The 13529-nt window shown below is 44.0% G+C and carries 13 protein-coding genes; 5 read left to right on the top strand and 8 right to left on the bottom strand.

Annotation, left to right across the window (positions count from 1 at the left end):
- Nucleotides 1-149: 149 nt before the first annotated feature.
- The 4 genes from MIC7113_RS00565 to MIC7113_RS00550 form a co-directional block, all read right to left on the bottom strand.
- Nucleotides 150-818: an HAS-barrel domain-containing protein gene (locus MIC7113_RS00565; protein WP_015180220.1), complete on the bottom strand. Its 669-nt coding sequence runs from the start codon at nucleotides 816-818 to the stop codon at nucleotides 150-152.
- A gap of 140 nt (nucleotides 819-958) precedes the next feature.
- Nucleotides 959-1153, bottom strand: a complete 195-nt coding sequence (locus MIC7113_RS00560) for an NAD(P)H dehydrogenase subunit NdhS (RefSeq protein WP_015180219.1) — start codon at nucleotides 1151-1153, stop codon at nucleotides 959-961.
- Between the two features lie 91 nt (nucleotides 1154-1244).
- The gene (gene rodA / locus MIC7113_RS00555) at nucleotides 1245-2510 is read right to left on the bottom strand and encodes a rod shape-determining protein RodA (protein WP_015180218.1); all 1266 of its coding nucleotides are present in this window, start codon (nucleotides 2508-2510) and stop codon (nucleotides 1245-1247) included.
- A 205-nt stretch (nucleotides 2511-2715) separates the two neighbouring features.
- On the bottom strand, nucleotides 2716-3783 hold the full coding sequence (locus tag MIC7113_RS00550) for an Mrp/NBP35 family ATP-binding protein (RefSeq protein WP_015180217.1): 1068 nt from the start codon (nucleotides 3781-3783) through the stop codon (nucleotides 2716-2718).
- Between the two features lie 219 nt (nucleotides 3784-4002).
- Between MIC7113_RS00550 and MIC7113_RS35755 the strand changes: the two genes are divergently transcribed.
- A complete protein-coding gene (locus tag MIC7113_RS35755) occupies nucleotides 4003-4173 on the top strand; it encodes a hypothetical protein (protein ID WP_155897889.1) in 171 nt (56 codons plus the stop codon).
- Nucleotides 4174-4292: 119 nt separating this feature from the next.
- On the opposite strand, the gene MIC7113_RS00545 is transcribed toward MIC7113_RS35755, so the two are convergent.
- Nucleotides 4293-5693 (bottom strand): GUN4 domain-containing protein, encoded by a 1401-nt coding sequence (locus MIC7113_RS00545; protein ID WP_015180216.1) that lies wholly within the window; start codon nucleotides 5691-5693, stop codon nucleotides 4293-4295.
- Nucleotides 5694-6720: 1027 nt separating this feature from the next.
- Between MIC7113_RS00545 and MIC7113_RS00540 the strand changes: the two genes are divergently transcribed.
- The 4 genes from MIC7113_RS00540 to MIC7113_RS38520 all read left to right on the top strand — a co-directional run bounded on the left by MIC7113_RS00540 (nucleotide 6721) and on the right by MIC7113_RS38520 (nucleotide 9829).
- Nucleotides 6721-7347, top strand: coding sequence for a hypothetical protein (locus MIC7113_RS00540; RefSeq protein WP_015180215.1), 627 nt, complete (start codon nucleotides 6721-6723; stop codon nucleotides 7345-7347).
- Nucleotides 7348-7830: 483 nt separating this feature from the next.
- Nucleotides 7831-8046, top strand: coding sequence for a hypothetical protein (locus tag MIC7113_RS00535; protein ID WP_015180214.1), 216 nt, complete (start codon nucleotides 7831-7833; stop codon nucleotides 8044-8046).
- A 235-nt stretch (nucleotides 8047-8281) separates the two neighbouring features.
- Nucleotides 8282-8923, top strand: a complete 642-nt coding sequence (locus MIC7113_RS00530; protein WP_172642217.1) for a YdcF family protein — start codon at nucleotides 8282-8284, stop codon at nucleotides 8921-8923.
- Between the two features lie 783 nt (nucleotides 8924-9706).
- Nucleotides 9707-9829, top strand: a complete 123-nt coding sequence (locus tag MIC7113_RS38520; protein ID WP_256374789.1) for a hypothetical protein — start codon at nucleotides 9707-9709, stop codon at nucleotides 9827-9829.
- 12 nt (nucleotides 9830-9841) lie between these two features.
- Here MIC7113_RS38520 and MIC7113_RS00525 read toward each other — a convergent pair whose 3' ends face one another.
- The 3 genes from MIC7113_RS00525 to MIC7113_RS00515 form a co-directional block, all read right to left on the bottom strand.
- Nucleotides 9842-10996 (bottom strand): glycosyltransferase family 4 protein, encoded by a 1155-nt coding sequence (locus MIC7113_RS00525; protein WP_015180212.1) that lies wholly within the window; start codon nucleotides 10994-10996, stop codon nucleotides 9842-9844.
- 20 nt (nucleotides 10997-11016) lie between these two features.
- On the bottom strand, nucleotides 11017-12183 hold the full coding sequence (locus tag MIC7113_RS00520) for a glycosyltransferase family 4 protein (protein ID WP_015180211.1): 1167 nt from the start codon (nucleotides 12181-12183) through the stop codon (nucleotides 11017-11019).
- An 81-nt stretch (nucleotides 12184-12264) separates the two neighbouring features.
- Complete coding sequence (locus MIC7113_RS00515) at nucleotides 12265-13416, bottom strand: acyltransferase family protein (RefSeq protein WP_015180210.1); 1152 nt, start codon at nucleotides 13414-13416, stop codon at nucleotides 12265-12267.
- Between the last annotated feature and the right edge of the window lie 113 nt (nucleotides 13417-13529).

Raw genomic sequence — 13529 nt, 5'->3', positions numbered from 1 at the left:
GCCTCTACTGCCGAGGAGTGTCAAAAATCCTATTTTTATCTTGTAAGTATGGGAATCAAAAATGAGCGTTTCTCATGTACCCAGGTACGAAAATCGGGCGAGAGCGAGCGTCCTCTCATTCCCATCGGCTCATTTTTGTTCTCAATACACTACCAATGTATTTGACTTAAAATATACCGCAAGCGGTCATAATCATCCTTGAGTAGGATGCTCAGCGTTCGTCCAGCTTGCACTAACCAACCACGGTCAGCCTTACGTAATTGATAAACCTCTCGAATAGCCGCAGCCGTTAAGGCTTCGACGGGCGCTCCATTCACTTGCAAGAGTGTTCGTAAGAAATCCAACTGCTCACTGAAATGGATGATTTCTTCGGGTTGGCATTGGTAGACCGCTTGATGAATTTGCGGCGGACGGGGGGGAAGATATTGATAGGCGGGGTCACTGGGATGCTTAGAACCGTTACTCCCCTGAGTTGGCGGCATAAATCCCACAATCGCCGCACGGAACTCGGTTTTTAGCATGGCAAAAATTTGAGGCTGCTGCTCTCGCAATTCACTCAAAGATAACCCCAACGCTCTAGCCCGATGTACAGAATCAATTGGGCTGGTGGTGGCGTAATAAACTACGGCTAGGACTTGGTTTCCTGACTCTTCATCCACAGACCTCACCCAGCTCCCAAAGGGAGGCATCACCGGAAAGCTTAAATCTTCCGGCTCCAGACACTGAGCCAAAAACTCTGTTGTTGCTGTTTCGATCACCTCCGCAATGTGATGATCGGGGCGATCGCCAAGTGAAAATTGGGGTAGAGGAAGACGCATAGGAAGTATGAAGGAGGTTCGGCGTAGCCGTTGCCGCAAAGTAGGATGAAGCTGATGCTCGGCCAAAGATTTAGGAATCAATCAACCGATAGGAAAGCCATGAACTCCTTTTCATGCTTCATCCTTGATACTTCGATCCTTTATTTGCCCTTTTTCCCGGTTGTGAGTTCGACAGCTTCTAATTCAGAGAGTTGGAACGTGATTAACTTGTCCCAGTTGCCTCCTTCAAATAAGACAGCCGCTTTCCCATCACTCACTCGTTGGACGAGTCCTTGAAAGTGGTAATAGATGTCGTTTGCATTAATTACGCGAACAATGGAACCTGGAAGAATCATGAATCTCTACGAATTAAGTTTGTATTAATAGCTTACTCTTGAGTCACTGGTCATTGATAAGAACGATACTCGAATGACGAATGACTCATAACTAAAACTTTAATCGAGGTCGATGATTGGCTACCGATTGAACCAACCCAAGACCGAGAAAGTTTGCCAGCAGAGCCGATCGCCCATAACTGAGTAGGGGCAGCGGAATCCCGGTAATTGGAGCTACACCAATATTCATCCCGATGTTAACAATGGTCTGAAACACAATCATGGATAGGACTCCAATGGCGATCAGAGAGCCAAAGTTATCCTTGGCATTCTGAGCAATAATCACCAAGCGCAGACAGAGAAACCAGAAGGCGAGTAGGACGCATAAGCAGCCGATGAAACCGAGTTCTTCCCCTATGGCAGAGAAAATAAAGTCAGTATGCTGTTCTGGGATAAAACGGAGTTGGGTTTGAGTTCCCTGATGAAGTCCTCTTCCCCAAATGCCACCAGCTCCGATCGCAATCTTAGATTGGATCAGGTGATACCCTCCTCCCAATGGGTCTTGATCAGGGTCTAAAAATAGCAGCAAGCGAGCTTTTTGATAATCCTTCAACAGCCCCCATAGCATGTGCCCTAAACCACCTGAAACCGCATTTACGGCTAAGGCTCCCAATGCTCCTAATATCGGCCAAGAAAAGCTGCGCCAGCCAATATAGACCATTCCGCCCAGCCAGAAGAACCAAGCCGGTAAATAGGCGTTGAAGACGATCGCTGAGATAATTGGAGAAATCATCAGTAGCAGCCAACCTGGATTGGCATTGCCCCAGTAGAGCATCCCCATCGTAATAGAGCCAAATACCAGTGAGGTTCCTAGGTTAGGTTCCAAAAAGACAAAGAGCCAGGGAACTGCCGCCACTCCTAAAGTTCTTAAAACCGCCATCAAGGTTGACGCGGGTTCCGAGTGAAGAATCGCCGCCAGACTAATAATTAACCCAATTTTTGCAAATTCCGAGGGTTGAACCTGGAAGCCCAAGATGCCGATCCACCGTTGAGCACCGTTGGCACTAGTACCAAGGAACATTACCGCGATTAAACCCACAAGTGTGATGGCATAAACAACCCAATGCCATTGGATCAGGAGTTCGTAGCGCCAGCGTGCGAGCGTTAGGATGATGGCTAATCCAATACCGCCAATAATCCAATGCCACCACCAGTCTGTTTGCCCATTATTTAGTTCAGCACTGCGAATCATCACCCCGCCAAGACCGGTGAGACCCAGGGTTAAGCCTAACAGGGGCCAGTCTAATTGCTGCCAGGGTGCCAGGAACGACTTCCAGCGCATCCCAACGTGCGTACCAAATACTGATCGTTGCAACATAAAGCTCGTGAAGATTCTTGATTCTTATTGTTAGCAATTAGCTCTGTTCGAGCCTGAGTTTCAGGAATTTTAGAAAAGATTTTCTTCTAAAGGCTGAAGGATGCAAAGGGTTACTCTCAAAAAGCAGTTCTTCACTGATGACAAAGAGGAAATTTACAGTTGGCTACATTTCACACTTTATACTTCATCCTTCAAACTGCATCCTTCAAGAGCTACTCAAGGCGGCGACCGAGACTTTGGCAGCAATCTGGGATGCGATCGCCACTAATGCCTTAGCCGACGCTGAATCGGGTTCGCCCACCACGACTGGCACTCCTGCATCCCCTCCTTGTCTGAGGGAAATTTCTAGGGGAATACATCCCAATAGGGGAATATTTAACTCCTTGGAGGTCTTCTCGCCTCCTCCCGAACCAAACAAATCGTAATGCCGATCCGGTAGGTCGGGTGGAATAAAGTAACTCATGTTCTCTACGATACCCAACACCGATACTCCCATCTGCTGAAACATTTTCAATCCCCGACGGGAGTCCAACAGTGCCACGGTTTGCGGTGTTGTTACAATTATTGCTCCTGCCATGGGTACCGCTTGCACCATGGTTAACTGGGCATCTCCAGTTCCCGGCGGCATATCCACAATCAGATAATCCAATTCACCCCAATTGACCTGGTAGAGGAACTGGCGAATAATACCATTCAACATGGGTCCTCGCCAAATCACAGGCTGGTCTGGGTCAATCAAAAAGCCCATGGATACTAATTTGACGCCATGATTAAAGGCGGGTTCCAATACTTCACCTTTTGCACCTTGCTGTACCATCACTTTGGCGTCTTTTAACCCCAGCATCGCGGGTGCATTGGGGCCATAAATATCCGCGTCGAGTAAACCGACTTTGGCACCCGCTTGTGCCAGAGCAACGGCGACATTCACGGCGACAGTACTCTTGCCGACGCCACCTTTACCACTGGAAATCGCCAGAATATTTTTCACCCCATCAATGCCTGTGCGATCGGGCAGGGATTTTTGCTGAGGCGTCTCGGCGGTGACATCCACCAAGACTTTTTCGACACCGGGTAATTGCTTAACGGCTTTCTGGCAATCTTCAACAATAAATTCCCGCAAGGGGCAAGCGGGGGTTGTCAATACTAAGGTAAAGCTAACCGTGCCATTATCGATTGTGACATTCCGGATCATATTCAATTCCACCAAACTCTTGCGGAGTTCCGGGTCTTGAACGGGTCGTAATACGTCTAGAACTGAACTAGCATCAAGCATAACAATTTACATTCCTTGCCTCAGCTATGAAGTCTGGAGCCAATTCGTTAGGGATTCTTCATAGATCTTAAGGGTTCGTTGCTAAATTGATGGGTTTAGTCGAGTAACAGATGGATTAATTTGACTCTCAACCAGGCGCTACCCTTGAATGGGTGTCAGCATCCTCACCTTGTTGAAGGTTACGAGCTGATCAAATAGGGTCAGCTATGGGGCATCGTCATGGAGTATATCGCAGGGGAAACTCTAGCCAATGGCGGTATTCTTTCAGAATATGAAGCGTTGCACTACATGGAGCCAATGGGTAAGGCACTGGCTCTGGCTCATCAAAATCGGTTGCTGCATCGAGATGTGAGGCTACAAGATATCATGGTGCGAGATGATTCAGTCTGAAGCGGTTTTAACTGAGTTCTTGCACCATTCTCAAGTTCGCCCGAAAGCCCGCCTTGAACTCAAGTTCAAGGCTGATAGTCCAAGTCCATCTATGATCCGTGAGAAATCTAAGCTAAAACTTAGACCCAACAAGCCTCCATCCGAGCATAAAAATCACTCCTGACTCCCCAAAAATTTAACTGATCGAACTTCATCAATTTACCACTCGCTAAAGTTGGGAGATGACCTACGGGTGCCCAAGTTAAGGAAAAACTGAGGTCTTCATATTTTTTCCATTTTGTGATTAACACCAGGCGACTGCGTTCGCGCCACCCTACCCGTAGACCAAATTCCTCGTAAAGCGCATTATCATATTGACCAAATTCGCCACCAATGCCCCGCCAGATTTCTTTTTGTACGCTAAAGCCGAATTGCCCACTACTATACTTGACCCAAAGCTGATCGATGGTATGCAGATCCGTACAAGGGAAATTTTCAATTGAATCGATATTCAGATATCCTTCTGTCTGCCGATGAACAGCCTTTAGGATGACGATTAACGTTTCCTTATCGGCTTCTTCCCATTCTCCAGCTTTTAATAAATCTCGCAATCTCGTATAGTCGATTCCTGAATCAGAACTGAGGTCATCAGGTGCTTCGGGATCAATGCTGAGGCCAAATGTTTTCTGTTTTTTAATTAAGGTTTGTGTGACCACATTAGATGTTTCGCCAAGACGCTCATAGTTTTCAACAATTTTGAAATACTTGGATTCAATTTTGCGATATTCTGCCTCTGGGTCATGATTGGGATCTGGGTTCAATAAAAGAGTGAGCAGAATATCAAACTCTTTTTCATCCAGAATTATATTTGGCTCGAACTGGGGCTTAATTTCTTTGATTTTACTTTTAGCATAGTTATGCCATTCCCGCAAATAAATTAAACCCACTCCGTCTCGATCTGCTGCGCCTGTCTCAATCCCTTCTACTAAGTATTGAGTATAGAGAGAAAGGCTTGCTTCTCCCGGTTCAAAAACCGTTTGTGTCGTGGTGGAAGACGTGAGAATCGCTCGCCCCGTAGCACCTAATTCTTTATTAAGATTGACACTTAAACTTTCGGTTGGCTTGCCCTCAGTCTGGGTGGCACTGTAGCAACAGTCAAGGATCAGGATTTGTCGCTTAGCATCGCAAATCATCAATTCTTGTTGCACCAGACTGGCTGGTACCGCTGTTGATGGCAAGTCCTCTTTATTTGTGTTCGGGGTCGTAAAATAGAAATGTTCCTCCTGATCAATCAGGACGTAACCAGAGAAAAATAGCAGTGCTAAGTCATTCACTCCACATTTGGCAAATACCTGTTGAATTGCCTTTTGCATTGCTCCCAGATCAGGATTGAGCAGTGTCTCTACTTGGTCAAAACCACCCAGGTTCGGATCTTGCAAAACTCGTTGCATGGCTGCTACATTATTGGTTGCCTCCGAATGAGGAGGTAATTGAGTTCCGCATTCACTCACTCCAATCAGCAGTGCGACCTTCTTAGGCATTTGCTCCTCCAAATGATTAGCAACATTTACATCTTCACGCTTGTCAATTTCAAATCAGGATGAAAAACTCGTCAACTTGGATGATGCAGGAATAAGTAAAAAAGTTCCCATAGATTAATAAAATTATGAGAGAAAAGCATAATGAAGGACAATAAGATGTGATTGGTATCCTCGAACTGGAGTTTGCAGAACAATCCACCTTGATTGTTAAAATCATTGATAGGATAGATAATGATTCAATGCTAAAAACAATTTTCCGGATGCTGATTATAAATAAATAGCATTATGCTATTGCTAATCACGACTCACTAGGTGCCAGAATTAAGTGAGTTTTAAGATAAGTTACCTCTAAAGATAGAGGCGTTAAGTTTGACGATATGGTGAGCCTATACAGGCTTGATCGAAAATAAAGCAAGTTTTTGCTTACCCGGTAGTACCTTTGTACGAATCAACTTCAAATTAAGTTCCTACTAACGTTCTACTAGGTGCCATGAGTTGCTCTGTACGAAAGGAGGCAGGCATACTCAAATTGGCATTTGGGTCGAATAGAATACCTGCTAGGTTCGTCAAAAATCGGATATAATTTTTACCAGTAATTTGAATCAGAGCATAAATCAGGGAGGAGTCGCCCCCAACAAGCCATCCCAGGATATGGCTAGTTTCTGGATGAGGCAGACAGTTAGCAATCTAACTTGAATTGAGTCCCAATGGCTGGAAACTTTGGAACAGCTTTGTGCCGTCTTTGGAAAGAATACTACCTGAGATGTTGTACTAGTTGCTGTTTTAAATAACAATGCTACCTGTGTCGTCACTTGCAGTAGTCATGGATGGAGCGAGTACAGGGGGAAAATCCTGAGGCAACACGACTTTTAAAGAATTGCTCCAATCAGAACAATCAATAATCTTTCCGATGAGCTGTAGAAAACTTTAAACAGTTATTTCGCTGAGAAAACCGCTTAATAAGAGGTTTTCTCTTTAGCCAGATTAAGCTATTCATCAAAATTGCGTTTCCATCTGGAAAACTTCCATGTCATCTTTATCAAAGCCTTCTACCGTGGTGGGTCTTTCTCTCATCGCTACTCTATCCCTACTCGTAGCCACCTACACTCAATATACTCGTGTTCAGGCCAGAGGAATCAAGCCCCAGCCATCCACTCTAACCGCTTCATCTCAATTAAATTCCAAGTTAGGTTCCCGTCTTACTACTGAAGCTAACCCAGAACTGGCTTGGTTTAACTTAACGGATTGGATGTACTTGCTGAATCGCAGCGATCCCCAGTCTCCTGAAGGTGTTTTAGCACATGTCGTGGCCTCTATTTTTACGCGAGATACAGGCGCACTAGCTAGTCAAATGGAAAATTCTTCAATACAGTTTGGACTCGATCAATGGCTAACTGAAAAAGGTAAACACAATAAGAGGAAGTTGGCAAGTTTAGATACATCTTCTCCTTGGCCTAATACGCTCACAATAGCCAAAACAGAATCGTCAATGAATGGGGAGAAGTATACCTATTGGCTCAAAGGAACCGCACGAACTTCTGAACCTGGTGTCTTTTATCCCATCGAATTTTCGATCCAACTGGTCAAGGATACTCAAGGGAAATGGCTAGTGAATGATTTCCATCTCATCCCTCAATCCTGGGAACGGCGATAAGGAAAATATACGGGTCAGGTAAATCCAGCCTGATTTGGAAATTATTGGGTTAACCCATGAGAGTTCTCTCCCTATCTTTAAAGGGGGATACATCCAAATTAGTCTTAGCTGGGTAAAAACTTTAATGCCAAACCTAAAAACTTACAGCCAATAGTATATCTATCTCAAGAAAGATATTCTGATTATCAAGAAGTACTTAACAGAGTAAAATTTACGCAAGGTAATGACCGGACAACGTTTTTAGAGCACTTTTTAGGGTGAATGCGCCATCATCAATAACAGTTGATCGACATTCTGAAGTAGACAATTTATAAACTGACCACTAGCCGCTTTCAATGACGCCAGTTGGAGAGATGCTAGAAGAGGGTGAGGAGCGAACATTTTCGTATCAGCCACAAAAGTACAAAACACAACCCAGCTATTGACCAGCTGGGTTTTCTTTATAGGCTATGGCTAAAAATTGAGATTAGTATTGGGCTAAACATGGAATCTCATGCACCGATTGATGGTGAGGAGTTTTCTAGTTATGCATTTGAGGTGTTAGCGATAAGCCGCCTTGCCCAAACACCTAATCCTGTTAAGCAATTCTCTGGCGCTGTTGTTTGCAAACGGTATAATTTAAGGGAGATTAACCTGAATAGCCGTGATTTGAGTCGTGCATTTCTCAGAAGTTCTGGCTTAACTCGTGCCATTCTCTAAAAAATGGTCGCTCTAGACAAAGAGTTATGCCTGAGCCAAACTGCCTTTTATCTTGCTTGCACTAATGTTCAATTCAAATCTGTGTTCTCGCTCATTTCCCGATAGACCATTTTTTATTGATTGGTTTACGTTTATTTGGTTCAATAAACCGGTGTTAATCGCTGCCATTTGTTTATGTTTGTTTGGGCTTTACTGGGCCATTCAACATCTACGATGGAAACGTCAGTTAAATCGTATGAGAATCGTTTTAGGGCTTTTAGGTTTTACTATTATTTCATTAGTCATATTTTTCGTTCTCGACAAAGCACTACTACGCTTTCTGCCATCTGATTTCACGACTAAAGCTGATGCGATTGTAGTCTTAGGACGAGGCCCACTCTTTAATAACACCCGAATTGAGCGTACTACTGAGCTTTGGCAAGCGAAACAAGCACCCATAATTTTTGTAAGCGGTAGAGGCGATTCTGTGGACATCATGAAGCGACTGGAAGCCGAAGGCATTCCTCAGACTGCCTTAGATGGTGAAAATTGTTCTCTAACCACTCAAGAGAATGCGGCATTTACAGCAGCTATATTACAACCAAGAGGGATTCGTCGAATTATTTTGGTTACTGATTGGCCTCACATGTGGCGTTCTTTACTGGTGTTTCGCGCCTATGGGTTTAAAGTCATTTCTCAGACTAGCGAAATACCTTCTTATGTGGGTGGGTTAAGAGCAAGGTTCTTTCTCCGGCTAAGAGAGTATACAGCACTAGTTAGCTATGGTTTACGGGGATGGTATTTTCCTAACCGTTCACCTGAGCTGAACAGTCCTGACCTTCAGGATTTGCTAGAGAAGGCTGAAAAATATGGATATGGTCAGCAGCAACGCCTCTAAGAATAATACCGATTAGGCTGACAGATAACACGGCCTGGATAGAGTGAGATGGTTACTTGTATAAAAGTGACTGGGTATAAATAAAACGGTGAACTAGACTTTGAGTCAGAAAACTTAATATTTCGATACACACTTATCTCGATACATAGCCTACCTAAGTCAGGAAGATGTCCTGAGCTTGGTACGTATAATGAGACGCTTTCTTGAGGTTATTCAGCCTTATTGTCTCAATTATTTTTAGTTCATCAGAATTTAATAGAGTCAACATCTTTACAGACTCTTAACATAATTTCTTAGCTCTAGAATAAACCAACTCTTGAAGCCATAAGCAAAAGGCTTGGTCTATCCTCTTCAACAGAAACAACGGAAGATAAAATTTTAGAAAAGTCTTGGCAGGTTTATAGACAATAAGAGACAAATCATGTCACTCTTAGAGTTGAGAGTAATTGCACGGAGCCTCTCTAAAGCATCACGAAATTAACCATCCTTATTTCGTTACACAAACTTGAGATTTTGGTAACGATTGTTTTTCGCGAGGTTAAATTAGGGTCAGGGAAACCTTTTAGAAGAATTGTGATTGCCTGGAACAAGTGCATAAATCTATCGATTTATCAACTATTAAAGTAGTTAAAAGCTGAATATAATATCCTGGAACTTTTCCTCGAAACGTTTCCCAACGGTCGTTTGGATAATTTGTCCTGTCATATCTATATCTTTCGAGAGATGAACTTTATCACTGTTGTAATAGGCTGGAAACTGGGGTTCTTAAGTCAAGCTTTTACGATGCTTCTTCCATTTTCGATAGCCATTATTGCCACCCTAATCGGTGTTTATCTATTTTTTCTAATTGTCGTTTCCACACGGTTATTTCACTTATTCTGGGCATCGATTGAGGATGAAGATTAAACCCGAATGTATCTAATTTGCCTTTGGTAAAATCAGAGGTTTGAGCAGTTGAACGATCTGCTGATTAATCGTATTCAGATGAAAACGTTGGCTAGCTGTATCTCGTGCTTGGTGCGCGACTATTGTCCTAGCCTCTGGTTGTTGACGACAGTTGGTAATCACGTCTGCGAGTAGAGCCGAATCTCCTGGTGGTATTAACCAACCCGTCTGCTCATGTTCTACTAATTCGACTACGCCTCCCGCCTTTGCCGCTACCACAGGGCATCCGCAGAGCATCGCTTCAACAACAACTCGCCCAAAAGGTTCAGGAGCAACTGAAGTATGGGCTACTAAATCACAGGCACTCATCAGTTGCACAATGTCGGAACGAAATCCTAAAAATCGAATCCGTTTTTCAATCCCTAATTCTGCAACTTGTTGATGTAAAGATTGGGCATAATCTTGCTCACCAAATAGGGCTTCTCCGACAAAAATAGCTGTCACGTCTTCAGGGCACTGAGTCAAGGCTTCGATTAAGATATGCTGCCCCTTCCAAGGCGACAAACGGCTAAAGTGACCCACAATAAACTGTCCATCAAGTCCCAGTTGCTGTCTTAGGGTTTTGCGCTGAGATTCATCAGCTCGATAGAAGTCCGGATTGAACCCATTGTAGACCACGGCTGTGAGAGGTGATCGCCCTCCAGCTTCCACAAATGCGGCTTGACTGGCTTGAGAATTGGCAATGACTAAGGACGCTTGGGTGTTAGCCAACGTCACCGCGATCGCACGATTGGTTCGGCTAAAGTGGTCTAATGATAAAATATCATGCAAGTGATAGACCAGAGGACGACGGCTCAAAAAGCTAGCCAGAGCACCGACAACCAACGCTTTTTGGGTATTGGCGTAAATCAGATCGTAATCACGGGCTTTTTGAGCAACCTTAGCAATCAGAGGCAGTAGAGAACCCATACTGCTTAACCCCTGCATCAAGCTGCTTTCTTTGCGAACTTGGATCGACTCCGTAGTGAGAACCTCAACTGGAATATCCTGCTGTTCGAGTAATTCTCTAAACGGGCCATCGGCAAATAAACCCACTAGACAACTGTCTCGATAGGGTTTAGCTATATCTATGAGGCATAACTCTGCACCACCGGGTTTACCGCTTTGGTCAAGGAAAAGAATTTTCATCAGTGATAGAATTCTCCTCCTTACCCTAAAAGAACGTTACGAACCTGTTGTGCGATGTTCTGCCAGTCGAAATGGGTTGCCGCATACTCACGACAGGCGGATCGATCAGGTAGAGGGATTTTTTCCAGTAACACCTGTTCTAACGTTTTCGCGATCGCCATGGGTTCAGCCGCAGCAGCAATCAATTCTGGTGAGAAGGCTTCTAAGACTTCTGGCATTCCACCCACTGGCGTACACAAAGCGGGAGTGCCACAGGCTAGAGATTCGACAATTGCCAAGCCAAAACCTTCTAAAGATTGACTGGGCATTACACTCAAGTCAGCTGCTTGATAAGCGAGAGGTAATTGATCATCCGGTAAAAAACCCAGAAATCTAACCTGTTCATCCAAGCCTAATTCCTGACACTGTTGTTCTAGTGAAGCCTTGAGTGGCCCTTTTCCAGCAATGGCAAGCCAGACATCAGGAACCTGAGGCTTAATCATCGATATCGCTGTTAATAATTTATCCAACCCAACCCGATGAACTAAGCGACGAGGTGTGAAGAGAATTTTGCGGTCTTGAGGCCAGTTTAGCTGAGTGCGTGCTTGTTGACGAGATAAATTGGACTGAAAGCGCTTCAGATCCACTCCACCGGGAATAACATAAATCTTGCTCCAAGGAACGTGATACTCTTGGTGCAAAATCTGACCAAACGCCTTACTTAAGACAATAAAGCGATCACAATGGGGATAAACTTGTCGCTCTACCCAGTCCCGAAAGAAAACCCCGACTTTTCCCACTCCTTCCTGCTGGCATTCTAATGCCCAAGGGCCATGAAAAGAGAAAGTAATCGGTACTCCCTTGGGCAACACTTGCATCAGTGGCAGACTATACAAGGCAAAGTTCAAGTTAATGGCATCAGGTTTCTTGGTGTTTGATCGGCTCAAAAAATTGCGGCGCATCAACCATAGTCGTTGCCACAATCGATCACTAGGTTCTGCTAAATTTGTCAGTTTTATCGGACAATTTTGGGGTTCTTCGGGGAATCCAACTCCACATAACTCAACTTGATCCCCATAGGCAGCTAGCTGATGCGTGAGTTCGTAAACATAGCGATCGAGTCCTCCTGGAGTTTTGGGAAACCAGCCCAGCCCAACGCAGAGAATAGATGCAGACGCTGTACCAGGATTGCTAATGTTACCTTCCACCTAGTTTTCTCCAACGATGTCACACATAACCCATGGTTCATTGTAATAAATAATCAACAATGAACCATGATCCTGTTTGTGTTAACTTTGCACCGTGCGAGGCTTGCGTCCGGGATTGGCAAGTTTTTTAGCTAACCGATAACTTGGAGCTTCGACAGCAAGATAAAAAGCGTAAGCAATGGGGATGCACAATACACTAAAGAGTAGAGGAATTAGAAAATTCGCTGGTTTCGTACCAAATAAACTCAGCCAAATTTCCCCACACAGTCTGAACAATGGGTAATTGATCAAATACAGTGAGTAAGAAATTAATCCTAAGAAGGAAAATATTTTCTTCATTCGATCACTCAGGAAGCCGAGTGGATCTGGCTGTGTCATTCCCCACAGCATCAATGTAAAGTAGAACCCTCCCCAGATCAATTCTTGAATCACGATAAAAAGTTTCAACAAAGTTACGGCTATACCAATAACAAAAGTCAATGCCATGACTCCCCACCACCAGGGTTGCCATTTTGGCAATTTATCTTTCCCTGTCCATTCAGCTAATAAAGCTCCAGCACACCAAATAATCCAATAAACTGCAAAATGCCCTCCATTCTCAACCAGGGTATTGTTGTAATTTTGCAAATTAGGACCTAACGCAATGACTAAGGCTCCGATGGAAACAATAGCCACTGCAAACATTGACCACTTGATTCCATAGCGCCTTAAGAGCCAGTAAAAAATGGGATAGGCAACATAAAGTTCTACTTCAATTGGCAAAGACCATAGCGCTGGATTTGTATACATCTGACCTGCATCCGGGCTATAGTTTTGCACCATAAATACAGTTTGCCAAACTTTAGCGATTGGAGATACTTCCTGATTGAATTGAACCCTTAAAATCCATTCAATTAAGATACAGCCTATAACTGCTGCAATGTAAGGTGGATAAATTCGCAGCAAACGGCGAATACTATACGATTTTAGTTCCCATAAGCGGCCCAAGGCCGAATAACTATAGTGAATGCCAAATCCACTCACCAGAAAGAAGAGCATTACGGAAGGACGAAGAAAAGGAATTGGAATAGATAACAACGCGACTGCACGATCAAAAAAACTGAACGATTCTGGTTGTGTACTGATGGCAACCCAACCAACCCAAAGATCCACTCTTACATGATATAAAACGATCCCAAACGCAGAGATGCCTCTGAGAAAATCAATCCAGGTGAAATGAGACTTTGAATTCATAAGCTTTAACGGTTCGTGAAGTTGCTATGGTGCTATTGGAAACTCTCCTAGTCAGACATAATCTCTATGTTGCCATTTTTGTGACAAAACTTCAGATCAGACTTTTCCAGTAA

It is taken from the genome of Allocoleopsis franciscana PCC 7113 (assembly GCF_000317515.1).
GTDB lineage: Bacteria > Cyanobacteriota > Cyanobacteriia > Cyanobacteriales > Coleofasciculaceae > Allocoleopsis > Allocoleopsis franciscana.
This window is presented reverse-complemented; position numbering and strand designations above follow the sequence as displayed.

What these genes read in the sequence shown, in the direction of transcription:
- MIC7113_RS00565 (WP_015180220.1), bottom strand. Translation starts at nt 818, where the DNA reads ATGCGTCTTCCTCTACCCCAATTTTCACTTGGCGATCGCCCCGATCAT.
- MIC7113_RS00560 (WP_015180219.1), bottom strand. Translation starts at nt 1,153, where the DNA reads ATGATTCTTCCAGGTTCCATTGTTCGCGTAATTAATGCAAACGACATC.
- rodA (WP_015180218.1), bottom strand. Translation starts at nt 2,510, where the DNA reads ATGTTGCAACGATCAGTATTTGGTACGCACGTTGGGATGCGCTGGAAG.
- MIC7113_RS00550 (WP_015180217.1), bottom strand. Translation starts at nt 3,783, where the DNA reads ATGCTTGATGCTAGTTCAGTTCTAGACGTATTACGACCCGTTCAAGAC.
- MIC7113_RS35755 (WP_155897889.1), top strand. Translation starts at nt 4,003, where the DNA reads ATGGAGTATATCGCAGGGGAAACTCTAGCCAATGGCGGTATTCTTTCA.
- MIC7113_RS00545 (WP_015180216.1), bottom strand. Translation starts at nt 5,693, where the DNA reads ATGCCTAAGAAGGTCGCACTGCTGATTGGAGTGAGTGAATGCGGAACT.
- MIC7113_RS00540 (WP_015180215.1), top strand. Translation starts at nt 6,721, where the DNA reads ATGTCATCTTTATCAAAGCCTTCTACCGTGGTGGGTCTTTCTCTCATC.
- MIC7113_RS00535 (WP_015180214.1), top strand. Translation starts at nt 7,831, where the DNA reads ATGGAATCTCATGCACCGATTGATGGTGAGGAGTTTTCTAGTTATGCA.
- MIC7113_RS00530 (WP_172642217.1), top strand. Translation starts at nt 8,282, where the DNA reads ATGAGAATCGTTTTAGGGCTTTTAGGTTTTACTATTATTTCATTAGTC.
- MIC7113_RS38520 (WP_256374789.1), top strand. Translation starts at nt 9,707, where the DNA reads ATGCTTCTTCCATTTTCGATAGCCATTATTGCCACCCTAATCGGTGTT.
- MIC7113_RS00525 (WP_015180212.1), bottom strand. Translation starts at nt 10,996, where the DNA reads ATGAAAATTCTTTTCCTTGACCAAAGCGGTAAACCCGGTGGTGCAGAG.
- MIC7113_RS00515 (WP_015180210.1), bottom strand. Translation starts at nt 13,416, where the DNA reads ATGAATTCAAAGTCTCATTTCACCTGGATTGATTTTCTCAGAGGCATC.